Origin of the sequence: Paraglaciecola sp., assembly GCF_030730205.1 — a bacterium.
In the GTDB taxonomy this organism is placed as follows: Bacteria; Pseudomonadota; Gammaproteobacteria; order Enterobacterales; family Alteromonadaceae; genus Paraglaciecola.
The window spans coordinates 1-11,949 of record NZ_JANQVQ010000205.1; the positions used below are offsets into that span (position 1 = coordinate 1).

General features: G+C 42.5%; 12 protein-coding genes. 9 read left to right on the top strand and 3 right to left on the bottom strand.

The features are described 5' to 3' along the window. Positions 1-141 precede the first annotated feature (141 nt). The 6 genes from NWQ57_RS13890 (at position 142) to NWQ57_RS13915 (ending at position 4,970) form a co-directional block, all read left to right on the top strand. Positions 142-846 (top strand): DNA alkylation repair protein, encoded by a 705-nt coding sequence (locus NWQ57_RS13890; protein ID WP_306022757.1) that lies wholly within the window; start codon positions 142-144, stop codon positions 844-846. Positions 847-882: 36 nt separating this feature from the next. Then, a complete protein-coding gene (locus tag NWQ57_RS13895; RefSeq protein WP_306022758.1) occupies positions 883-1,338 on the top strand; it encodes a hypothetical protein in 456 nt (151 codons plus the stop codon). Between the two features lie 525 nt (positions 1,339-1,863). Further along, positions 1,864-3,429: a cytochrome ubiquinol oxidase subunit I gene (locus NWQ57_RS13900; RefSeq protein ID WP_306022759.1), complete on the top strand. Its 1,566-nt coding sequence runs from the start codon at positions 1,864-1,866 to the stop codon at positions 3,427-3,429. Further along, positions 3,429-4,562, top strand: coding sequence for a cytochrome d ubiquinol oxidase subunit II (gene cydB, locus NWQ57_RS13905; RefSeq protein ID WP_306022760.1), 1,134 nt, complete (start codon positions 3,429-3,431; stop codon positions 4,560-4,562). The genes NWQ57_RS13900 and cydB overlap by 1 nt, the downstream gene beginning before the upstream one ends. An 11-nt stretch (positions 4,563-4,573) precedes the next feature. Then, on the top strand, positions 4,574-4,675 hold the full coding sequence (gene cydX, locus NWQ57_RS13910) for a cytochrome bd-I oxidase subunit CydX (protein WP_306022761.1): 102 nt from the start codon (positions 4,574-4,576) through the stop codon (positions 4,673-4,675). Further along, the gene (locus NWQ57_RS13915) at positions 4,668-4,970 is read left to right on the top strand and encodes a cyd operon YbgE family protein (RefSeq protein WP_306022762.1); all 303 of its coding nucleotides are present in this window, start codon (positions 4,668-4,670) and stop codon (positions 4,968-4,970) included. The genes cydX and NWQ57_RS13915 overlap by 8 nt, the downstream gene beginning before the upstream one ends. 63 nt (positions 4,971-5,033) lie before the next feature. Here the strand turns inward: NWQ57_RS13915 and NWQ57_RS13920 are convergent, their stop codons facing one another. The 3 genes from NWQ57_RS13920 to NWQ57_RS13930 all read right to left on the bottom strand — a co-directional run bounded on the left by NWQ57_RS13920 (position 5,034) and on the right by NWQ57_RS13930 (position 7,298). Next, positions 5,034-5,408: a putative zinc-binding protein gene (locus NWQ57_RS13920; RefSeq protein ID WP_306022763.1), complete on the bottom strand. Its 375-nt coding sequence runs from the start codon at positions 5,406-5,408 to the stop codon at positions 5,034-5,036. A gap of 116 nt (positions 5,409-5,524) precedes the next feature. Further along, the gene (fnr, locus tag NWQ57_RS13925) at positions 5,525-6,277 is read right to left on the bottom strand and encodes a fumarate/nitrate reduction transcriptional regulator Fnr (protein ID WP_306022764.1); all 753 of its coding nucleotides are present in this window, start codon (positions 6,275-6,277) and stop codon (positions 5,525-5,527) included. Between the two features lie 118 nt (positions 6,278-6,395). Beyond that, complete coding sequence (locus NWQ57_RS13930) at positions 6,396-7,298, bottom strand: LysR family transcriptional regulator (RefSeq protein ID WP_306022765.1); 903 nt, start codon at positions 7,296-7,298, stop codon at positions 6,396-6,398. Positions 7,299-7,441: 143 nt separating this feature from the next. On the opposite strand from NWQ57_RS13930, the gene NWQ57_RS13935 reads away from it, so the two are divergent. The 3 genes from NWQ57_RS13935 to NWQ57_RS13945 all read left to right on the top strand — a co-directional run bounded on the left by NWQ57_RS13935 (position 7,442) and on the right by NWQ57_RS13945 (position 11,724). Continuing rightward, a complete protein-coding gene (locus NWQ57_RS13935; protein ID WP_306022768.1) occupies positions 7,442-7,906 on the top strand; it encodes a MaoC family dehydratase in 465 nt (154 codons plus the stop codon). 447 nt (positions 7,907-8,353) lie between these two features. Beyond that, positions 8,354-11,038 carry a TonB-dependent siderophore receptor gene (locus tag NWQ57_RS13940; protein WP_306022766.1) on the top strand — a complete coding sequence of 895 codons (2,685 nt, stop codon included), beginning with the start codon at positions 8,354-8,356 and terminating at the stop codon, positions 11,036-11,038. A gap of 386 nt (positions 11,039-11,424) precedes the next feature. Beyond that, positions 11,425-11,724 (top strand): 4a-hydroxytetrahydrobiopterin dehydratase, encoded by a 300-nt coding sequence (locus tag NWQ57_RS13945; protein ID WP_306022767.1) that lies wholly within the window; start codon positions 11,425-11,427, stop codon positions 11,722-11,724. Positions 11,725-11,949 lie beyond the last annotated feature (225 nt).

Consider the following 11,949-nt stretch of genomic DNA (forward strand, 5'->3'; position numbering starts at 1 on the left):
CCGTCTTTTAAACGTTGAATTGCCTCGATGCCTGATACCATGAGTTGTGCCACAAATTGCTTCCTTGATGTTTGGATAAATAAAACGATGTTATACCATTTATTAAGTTGGTTTGTGAGCTGGCATGAAGGCCTTACCTAGATGAATAGTGAATATGTTGTGCGCCAACTAAATAAACAGGCAAGCGCTGAATACGCTGAAAAAATGCAAGGTTATTTTAAAACAGGCCAAGGGCAATATGGTCATGGGGATGTGTTTTGGGGATTGCGTATGCCTGTATTGCGGGATGCGGTAAAGCAATTTCATACCTTAGCCCTTGAACACACCTTAACCTTACTCGTTTCAAAAGTGCATGAGTTACGCTTATTTGCTTTACTGTTGCTGGTGAAACAATACCAGACAGGCCCGCCTGCCAGCAAAAGACGTATATTTGATAGTTATTTAGCTCATACAACTTATATCAATAATTGGGATTTAGTAGATTGTTCCGCCCACTTAATTGTTGGGCCACAGTTGCAGAGCCAAGCTCGCGACACCTTATATCAGCTTGCCCGTTCATCATTATTATGGGAAAGGCGTATCGCAATAATGGCCACCTTGCATTTCATTAGAGCCAAAGATTATCAGGATACTTTGCAGCTTGGGGCAGTATTATTGAATGATCCCCACGACTTGATCCATAAGGCAGTAGGGTGGATGTTAAGAGAGGTAGGGAATCGAAATAAACCCATAGAAGAGGCATTTTTAAAAACGCATTATAAAGTGATGCCAAGGACGATGCTAAGATATGCCATCGAAAAATTTCCTGAAAACGAACGGCAAGCGTATTTAAAAGGGCGAATGTAGTACCTGATTTGAAGGCTGTAATGGGATAATAGAAGTATGAGCGATATAACAAAAGGGTGGGCCACTGAAGGTAAAATGTGGTGGCACTGCGTCAATGCGGGTATAGCCACAGACGCAGAATGTAGGGCGTGGGCGACTAACTGCTGCATGCCTGATAGGGCGTTAACCAGCCAACTGCAAGCTATTGCATCGGGTGCTAGGATAGCCCCTGAAGAACTGTTATTAGTCTTAGCCAAGTGTATTCCTGAACCAGATGATGACAGCTGGTGGATCTTAACTAAGCAGCGAGTGTCTGAGGCCTTAGTGTCTCAAAAGATAAGTGCTGAATATATCGCTAGGTACTTTCATCACTTTGCTTTGAGCGCTGAGATCCCAGCTTACGACCGGGAGGCGTTGTACCAATTTGAATTAGAATACGCCTGTTTGAATGAAGGATTCGCTACCCAAGCTGAGGTAGATAGCAAGGTAATGCGTTTCTTTACTATGCCTTAGCGCTCAAGCGAGTTGATTTTTTGACTGACACGAAGTAAGCGATTGTTGCCCACGGGGGGGCGGCATTGCGCATGTTTAAGCACTTCCCGCTGTATTTACTCTGTCTTGGCTACTAAGCAAACGTAGGGCTTAAAAATTAAACTCAAAAGATAAACGCGCCTTAGTCGCCTTGTTGTAAAACGCCTAGCACCTCAAAAAATTTGGCTTCACATAGCCGTAAAAATCAAAAAAGTTGATGTAAATCAAAGTCAGCTTTTTCGATTCCTCTGACAATATTTACATTCTCTTATTTTACTTCATTAGGAATAGTTGTGTTTAAACGCTGGCGGAATGTTTTTCCTGAGGATTCGATCTTTCGAATCCCTTTGGTATGTGAAATCAGTGTCGTTGTGGTTTTAAAAATAATCCTACTCATTGTTTTATGGCACGTCGCCTTTAAACCGCTTAAGCCTACTGAAGCCCCAGATATGACGACACAATTAATATCTAAACCCACTTCGATTACCCACACTAAGGAAACACAGCATGACTGACTTTGCAGTGGATCTCTCGCGGCTGCAATTTGCGTTAACCGCGATGTACCACTTTATTTTTGTACCATTAACCTTGGGCCTCAGTTTTATTTTGGCCATTATGGAGTCGGTTTACGTGATGACCGGCAAACAAGTTTATAAAGATATGGTGAAATTTTGGGGAAAGTTATTTGGCATCAACTTTGCCCTAGGTGTGACTACCGGTTTAACCATGGAATTTCAGTTTGGCACGAATTGGTCTTATTACTCGCATTATGTAGGAGATATATTTGGCGCGCCCTTAGCCATCGAAGGATTAATGGCTTTTTTTCTTGAATCCACTTTCGTTGGTTTGTTCTTTTTTGGTTGGGACCGGCTCACTCGAGTGCAGCATTTAACGGTGACGTGGTTAGTGGCTATCGGCAGCAACTTATCTGCTTTATGGATTTTGATAGCCAATGGCTGGATGCAAAATCCGGTGGGTTCAGAATTTAACTACGAAACCATGCGCATGGAAGTGACAAACTTTGCTGAAGTGATATTTAATCCGGTGGCTCAAGTTAAATTTGTGCACACGGTTTCAGCGGGTTACGTGACCGGCGCGATGTTTGTTTTGTCTTTGTCTGCTTACTATTTGCTAAAACGCCAAGACGTAAACTTCGCCAAACGCTCCTTTGCGATTGCTGCAGCTTTTGGTTTGGCTTCCGTGATTTCTGTGATCATCCTCGGTGATGAAAGCGGCTATGAAATTGGCGATGTGCAAAAAATGAAACTAGCCGCTATTGAAGCTGAGTGGGAAACCCAACCAGCACCTGCTGACTTCACCTTAATTGGTTTTCCAAGCCAAGAAAAACAAGAAACCCTCGGCGCAGTAAAAATTCCCTATGCACTGGGTATTATTGCCACCCGATCTCTGTCTGAAGAAGTTGAAGGTATTCATGAACTACAACAAAAAGCCCGGTTGCGCATTGTTAATGGTATGAAAGCCTACGGTTTATTAACGCAACTAAAAGCAGGCCAAGATACACCACAAGTGCGCGCTGCCTTTGAAGAGGTCAAACAAGACCTAGGTTACGGCTTGTTATTAAAACGCTATACCGACGAGGTGGTGGATGCCACTGAAGCCCAAATTGACCAAGCTGCCAAAGATACGACACCTAAAGTTGCCCCTATATTTTGGTCGTTCAGAGTGATGGTAGCGTGTGGCTTTTTTATGTTGTTTATCTTTGCTTTTGCATTTTGGTTAAGCACAAAACATCAGATTGAAAAACCTCGTTGGTTTTTACGTCTGGCGCTTTGGTCTTTGCCTCTGCCATGGATTGCCTGTGAAACCGGTTGGTTTGTGGCCGAATATGGCCGTCAACCTTGGTCAATTGCTGAAATATTGCCTACCAGGCTGGCGGCATCTAGCTTGACAACAGGGCAGGTGTGGACGTCGATGATTGGCATTATTTTGTTCTACACCGTGCTACTTATTATCGAAATGTATTTGATGATTCGATTCTCAAAACAAGGACCGAGTTCTCTACATACGGGTAAATATGATCTTGAAAAACAATTAGTCGGGGAGCATGCCTAATGGACTACGAAACGTTACGTATTATTTGGTGGGTGTTAATTGGTGTATTACTCATTGGCTTTGCCATCACCGATGGATTTGATTTAGGAGTTGGGGCTTTATTGCGCATCATTGGCCACACAGACAGTGAGCGCCGGGTGATGATTAATACCATAGGGCCTCATTGGGATGGTAATCAGGTTTGGTTTATCACCGCCGGCGGTGCCTTGTTTGCCGCTTACCCCTTGATTTATGCCGCCTCTTTTTCTGGGTTTTATTTTGCTTTGCTTATTACCTTGGCGGCCTTATGGATGCGTCCTGTAGGATTTGACTATCGCAGTAAAATTGACAGCCAGAGGTGGCGTAATAATTGGGATTGGGCAATTTTTGCCAGTGGAATTGTGCCATCGTTGATATTTGGAGTGGCCTTAGGCAATCTCTTTTTGGGTGTACCCCTTAACTACGATGTGATGTTACGTCCTAGTTACGACGGTGGTTTATTTGGTCTGTTACGTCCTTTTGCCCTACTTGCCGGTTTGGTCAGCGTCAGTATGTTATTAATGCATGGGGCAGTGTGGTTACAAATGAAAACAGATGGCTTTATTTATCGCCGCTCTGTGAATACTGCCGTCATTCTAGGAATAGCCACTACTGTGATGTTTGGTGTGGCGGGCATCTGGGTGGGACAGTTAGATGGCTATCACCTAAGCAGTGTGATGGATCATAATGGACCCTCAAATCCCCTTAACAAAACCGTTGAGTTGGTTGAGGGTGGCTGGTTAAGTAATTATCACGAGTATCCACTAATGGTCTTAGCGCCAATATTAGGTTTAGTCAGTCCCTTGTTGGTGGCATTTTTAAGTGTTAAAGGACGAGCAGGTTGGGCTTTTACCGCCTCTAGCTTAGCTATTTCAGGCATTATACTGACCACGGGCTTTTCATTGTTTCCGTTCTTGATGCCCAGCAGTACCCAACTAAACGCATCATTAACTGTGTGGGATGCCACTTCTAGTGAAACAACACTCATGATTATGTTTGGCGTCGCCTGTGTTTTCGTCCCTCTTATTTTACTTTACACAGCGTGGGGCTATTGGGTTATGCGTGGACGCGTTACTGAAAAAGACATTGCAGCAGACTCTCATCAACTTTATTAAGGAATAGTACTATGTGGTATTTTACGTGGATATTAGGCGTGTTATTGGCCTGTGCCTTTGGCATCATCAATGTTATGTGGTTAGAAAACAGCATGGACTTTGAAGATGAGTAAGCACCCCAAGTTGAACATGGAGGAGCCAAGGGAAAATCCCCTTGGCTTTTTAAACATTTTGGTATTTTGCTTGTCATTGGCGGTGATGATAATCATCACCGCCTGGCCACATGTATTTGGCACTTCGGCAGATAGCATGGCGCATGATGCTGCGATGTTAAGTATGTTTGGGATGAGTTGTGGCTTTGTTTATGGCATTGGTTTTACGCCAAAAATGCGAGTTTTTAAGCTTTTATTCTCAGCCCCAGTGGCTTTGATATTAATGCTCGCGGGTTTCTTTTTAGCCTTGGTATAAAGAAATAAAACAGCTTATTAGCCAGAAATCGTGCAGCTTTTTCTCTACCTGTCGCTTAATTATTTAGTTGCTTGCTGTTAATAAACATTGCACTGTTTTGAGTACGTTCGCCATATGAGCGTAGTCAAACGGGCTTTGTTTCCTCGAATTTTCAGTGAAATCTGACAAGATGATATGCCAAGTAGGGGCGATCTGACTTAGATTTAAAGCCTTTTTCACACAGTGTAAGTCACACCCGTCGATTGCCATGACTCGTGGGGTATCGGTAATGCCTACCGTGGCCTGCTTCATTGCTTGGCTAAGTTGGCTCACTGAGGTTCGTTCAGCCAGTCCTTCAATATCCATGACTTTAGCCAGATCATTGGCAAACTTAGCGTTTTCGCATTGTCCGCTACATGTAACAATAAGAGGAAGCTCAGTGTGATAGGGCGCGTTCATCGAATACCTGCTTATGCCATGGGCAAAAATAACCCGTAAAATAATGGCATAAGCATAAGATTAATATGGTCTATTTGACTTGATGTGAATCAACGTTCGGTTCTTTGCACTAAGATTTATTCAGCACCTTTGGCCAACTGTTGTAAACCCGCAATATCGTTAATGCTCACTTCTTTTTTATCTACCGAGATAACCCGTGCTTTTTGTAAGCGGGCAAACGTTCTGCTTACCGTTTCAATCGTCAGACCAAGATAGTTGCCGATATCAGTGCGTGACATAGGCAGTAAAAACTGAGTGGAAGATAAACTTCGGCTACTATTTCGTGTTGATATACTGAGTAACAGTGAAGCTATACGAGCTTCAGCGCTACTCTTACCCAACAAGCTAATAATTTGCTGCTCTTGGGTGATTTCTCGGCTCATTAACTGCAAAAAGTGACGTTGCAGTTTGGGTAATTGCATGCTCACTTCTTCGAGTCGATTAAAAGGGATTTCGCAAATAGACGAGGTTTCTAAGGCAATAACAGAGTTGGTATGAGTATTGTTTGCTAATCCATCTAAACCAACGACTTCACCAGGTAGGTAAAACCCCGTGACTTGTTCATTTCCGCTATCACTGATCGTTAGCGCTTTTACTGCACCTGAGCGGATAGCATATACCGCAGTAAAGGGGTCGCCAGCCCGATACAAATATTCGCCTTTGTGAAGGGGGCGGCCGCGTTGAATAATTTTATTGAGCTGGTCAATATCATCAATGTGCAAACTAACAGGCATACATATTGTGTTTAAACGACAACTCCCACAACTGACTTTTATGTCGTGTGTGCAGTGTTTGTCACTTGTTTGTGCGATTATTTGACTATTTTCCATCAGTATTATTAACCACCGTTTTTACTCAACTCAGATACTGTCAATATTTTACTATGAGCTTAAATTTAAATAACAGGTTTTGTTCATTATTTTGGCTCAATACCATAGTACGCTACCCTTAGTTAGGATGATAGGCACTTGCAACTTGCGCTATTTGTTCGCGCATCCACATGTGTGCATAATCCATATCTGCACTTACATGCCAGTATAAAAAATACTCCAAGGCGGGTAAGTCAAACGGCAATTCGTATAGCGATATCTCGTAATGTTTAGCTAAGTGGTAAGGTAAGCAAGCAATCAAATCGGTTTTGACGATGGTACTGGGCACCGTTAAAAAATGTTGACTGCGCATGACTACATTTCGCTTTGCTCCTAGCTTATCAATGGCAACGTCAATCGGCCCTGCACCACTGCGACGGTGGCTGATGTTTATGTGACCTAAACGTAAGAACGTTTCCATGTTCATTCCTTGCGCTAAGTCAGGGTGATTTTTGCGTGCAACGACTACGAGTCTGTCTTGCGCAATTTTTTGTTTACACAGATGGGGATCGCTAAAAGACGAGGCATCGGCATAAAAGTCTAAGTGACCACTGGCCATCGCTGAAACAATATTATTGCGTTCTAAATCATAGTTAGTCAGCGATATTTTAGGTGCACTGCTTTGAAGTAGGGCGGTTAGCCTTGGCATGATGCTCACTTCAAGCAAATCTCTGGAAGCAAAGTGAAAGGTTTTTTCAGCTTTGAGTGGGTCGAAAATATGGCTTTGCTGCACACTTTTACGCAGCAAGCCGAGAGCTTCTCTGGCGGGGCCAATAATATTTTGGGCAACCGGGGTGGGTGTCATGCTGTGACCGGTGCGAACAAATAGTGGATCGTTTAACATTTCTCGCAGTCTGGCGAGTGAATTACTGACTGCGGGTTGTGTTATGCAAAGTACATCTGCGGCTTTGGTCAAACTTCCTGCTGTGTAAATAGCGTCAAAAACAGCAAATAAATTTAGGTCAATTCGATTTAAGTTCATATTACGTACCTAGAAAAGATGTTAATACGATATTAACGTTTTATTATTAGTTAAATCAATATATCAATATACAGAACATTCATTTTGTTGATAGTTCTTGCTTTGTTATGCTGGTAGAAATGAAGCTTACAAGGACAAAAATGATGCACAAAACACTGCTAGAATTAGCGATAGATGAACAGTTAGCCCCGAGTGAATGGATAAAAATCTCGCAAGCGGATATCGATTTATTTGCAGAGGCGACCGGCGACCATCAATGGATCCACGTTGACGCGCAGCGCTGTGCAAAAGAAAGCCCTTTTAAAACAACCATCGCTCATGGCTATCTTACTGTGACACTTATGCCTAATGCCTTTTATGCTATGTTTGCCGCTGATCCTCACTATAAAACGATTCTAAATTACGGTGTAGACAAAATCCGTTTTTTGGAACCAGTTCGCGTAAACGATAGTATTCGTTTCGTATCTACTCTGATAAAAGTTGAACAAAAACAATCGGGTTGCTTGTTTTACTTTGACACTGAAGCACAAATTGATGGAAGGACGAAGCCCGCAATGAAAGGGACCTTTTTGATGTTGTTAGCTGGAGCAACCTTGCCTCAGTCTTAATCTCGCTATTTTAACTATGAGCAATGGCTGATTTGTTTTAATAATCAATTTTGTTTATAGATTATTAGGCTACAGCACAATTGGGGGGCCGATGGATTGTGACTGCAGTCATGATGATGATACGCCCTCGTTATAAGTTAAGTGTTTAAAAATTAAAGATAATGTTTCTCCTGTTGCAAACTAATTTTCCCCCTTGTTTTCTGGTCTGACCATTGCTGAAATTGATGTTCACATATCAATAACAATTTATTTACATACTCACTCTACACGCCTACTATCAATACAGCGATAAATCGCGAAAGCGTATTTATGGTTACAAACTCAGTGACATAAAAATATTGTTAGAGTTAGAACGTTTGATTAGCGTGTCGAGATGCCACACAGAAGCTTAACGCTTGTTACTGAAAACGCTTTTAATATCTGATAATTCACGTATTGGGACACATCATGAAACTAAAAACTAAGTTAAGCTTGCTTTCAGTAGCAATCGCCTCGCAAATGTTGGTTGGACAAGCCAGTGTACTCGCTCAAGAACAGACCGTTAAGGAAAGCGAAGTTGAACTCATTATGGTTACCGGCAGCTTTGTGCGCCGTAGCGAAAATTTTGAATCTCCTTCACCTCTAGCTGTTATCGACGCCGTTTCTATCGATTCGATTGGCGCTAAAAATATCAGTGATATTACGCAAACATTGACCATCAACACTGGTGCACAAAACAATCCAGATGCCTTTACACAGAATGCAACGGCTGGGACGTCAAATATAAATTTAAGAGGACTAGGGGTTGCGTCAACCTTAGTTTTACTTAACAACAAAAGACAAGTCGTCAACGCCCAGCCCACTAATGATGGCCTAAATTTTGTGGATACCAGCTCCTTAGTACCAATGATTGCAATTGGTCGTATGGAAGTGGTTAAAGACGGCGCGTCGGCCTTATATGGTTCAGATGCAGTTGCAGGTGTTGTTAACTTTATTACCAAACAAGATTACAACGGCGCCAAGATAACCGCAGATTATCAAGACGGTGCACACGGTAATAACAAAGAATATGTCCTGCAAGGTCTGTGGGGCGCAACCAGCGAAGACAGCAGCGTGCTGGCTGCAATTAGTTACACCAACCGTTCACCTTTATTTATTTCTGACCGTCGTTTGAGTCGTCCTCAAGATGATACAAGTGCACTGGGTAATCCTGGTTCATTTTTTGTGCCTGCGTTTGGCAATATTCCGGTAGTCGATCCTGGATGTGAAGCATACGGCGGTACCTTGGACAGAAGGGCGCCGGCCGGTACCTTACCTGGTGGTTTGGAAATTGGTTTATGTGGCTTTGACTTTGGACCTTATTATTCATACGTAGCCGATGAAACTCGGGTTAACGCTTACGTCAAAGCAGACTATGACTTAAGTGATGACATTACTTGGACCACTGAAGTGAGTTTTGCTCGTAATCGTGCAGAGCGCGGCGGTGCACCTAGCTTCCCAATCTTAACGTCTCCGGTAGTGCCTGCTGATCACCCAGAAAACTTTCTTGGATTGCCGATGGCCTTTTTTGGTCGAGCTGAAGGTAACGGGTTTCAAGGTGATGCGGCAAATACTGAATCAGATACCTTTAGATTCAGTACCATGTTGCAAGGTGAATTAGATAATGGATTCTGGGAAGCCAGTTATACCACCGGTGTAAATGACTTTTTGTTTAAAGTACCAGATGTACTCAATACCGAATTTAACTTGGCGTTGAATGGTTTAGGTGGTTCTGACTGTAACCCACTTACCGGCACACCAGGTGTTGGTTCTTGTGAATATTTCAACCCATTCTCAACGTCCTATTCAACTGCACCAAACTCACAGTACGTTGTAGATTCGTTTACCGGTGAAGAAGTCATCGATTCCAAAGCCGAAATGCAAGTGTTTGAAGCTTTCGCTTCCTTAGATGTTTTTGATATGGATGGCGGCACCGCGGGCTTAGCGCTTGGTGTGCAATATCGCGAAGAAAAATTATCTCAGGACTACGACGCTTTAGCGAACCAAGACAGTTTCACCTTTGTTATTGGTAACCCTGACTTTGACGGTAAACTCGATGTTTACGCACTGTTTGGTGAATTAGCTTTGCCTGTTAGCACTGATTTAGATGTGCAACTTGCCTTACGTTATGAAAATTACGGCGGCAACATTGGTGATACCATTGATCCAAAATTAGCTTTGTCTTGGCGCGCTAACGACGATTTTTCTGTAAGAGCGTCCATTTCAACCTCATTCAGAGCCCCCACAGTATTTTTAAGAAATGGTGGCGCAACCTCTTTGCAACAGTTAACGGATCCAATTCAACAGGCTAGTGCCTTTGCTGCTGTAAGAACGGCGGGTAATGAAGATTTGAAACCTGAAGAATCAACAGCTTATAACATTGGTTTTTCTTATGAGCCTGTGACAGATTGGTCAATTGAGGTCGATTATTGGAATTTCCAATTTGAAGATTTGATCATACAAGAAAACGCTCAGGCAGTATTGACCGCAAACCCTCAAGACCCTGATCGTATTATCAGGGCGGGTGATCCATTGACTGGGCCGTTGTTGCAAGTAAACAATACTTATGTGAATGCGAGTTCACTTGAAACCTCTGGTTTAGACTTTGTGACCAGTTATAAAATCCGTACTGACATGGGTGACTTTACGCCAAACATTAATGCGACCTATATTACCCAATATGATCTTGTAGATCCTCAAGCAGGTAAAGTTGAAGCCGCTGGACGCAGAAACTTCACCAATATCGGGGTTTCTTCTCCAGAACTGCGTATGAACTTGGGTCTTAACTGGCAACATGAAGCCCATTCAGCGAACATTTTTGTACGTTATGTTAGCAGCTACGACGATGATCAAAACTGCTCAGACGGCACATTGAGTGTGGGTGGCTGTGCTGACGGCTTCAAACAAATCGACAGCCATGTGACCATCGATGCACAATATAATGTCAACTTAGGTGATATTATGGGTACTGATACCAGCTATTTATTAACGGTAGGTGGCATTAACATCACGGATGAAGATCCACCCCAAGTATTCACAAACAGCGGTTTTGATTCAAAAGTACATGATCCTCGTGGACGCCAACTCTATGTGCGTCTAGCGGTTGAGTTTTAACACTTTATAATCACACGATGTAAATCCCCAGAAAGCTTATGCCGCCATATGGTTTAGCCAATCTGGGGATTTTAATTTGTACGTGGCTAAGAGTGATTCGTTTTCGCTGCTCAACTAGCCACAAAATAATCTTGCTTAAAGCGATACGTTACAAATAACTCGCTCGTATAACCAATAAACTTAAAGCCTTTAAGATGAATCCGCCATAGCATCCCTGTAGTTAAATCTCTACACCTTACTTGTGAAACGTTATTTCTACAACGCTGTTGTGCGAGTTACAAATCCAGCATACTCAAGGCTTTATGACCTAGCATAGTTGAACTCTTAAGCTTCGCTGGGCTCAAATCTGAACCCTTCACAGACATTGCATTTGGAGAAAAACGCGTATGCAAAAATACACAGCTGAACAAATCGATCATGCTTTAAAAGAATTGAACGCAAATTTAGAAGACTCTCAACAATGGCAAATTGCTGAGGACAAACTTGTTAAAACCTTTAAGTTCAAAAGTTTTATCCGCGCTTTCGGTTGGATGTCACAAATTGCCATTTGTGCAGAAAAACTAAATCATCATCCTGAATGGTTTAATGTTTATAACAAAGTAGAGGTTAAATTGACCACCCATGACGTAGACGGGATCAGTGAATTAGATTTTAAATTAGCGTCTAAAATGGAATTGTTTTATTAAAAATGGATAAAGTTGTGCGTTATTAATACGTTATGGTTATTTAATAATCAAACAAACGTTATTAAGAGATTTTATATGATTCAGGCCTTGCGCCCAGCTAATGCCTATGTATAATACGCCCTCCTTCGAAAGGGGCTTATTTGAAAAGCAACTTTCAAAGTGAAAATTCAGGCGCGGGATGGAGCAGTCTGGTAGCTCGTCGGGCTCATAACCCGAAGGTCGTAG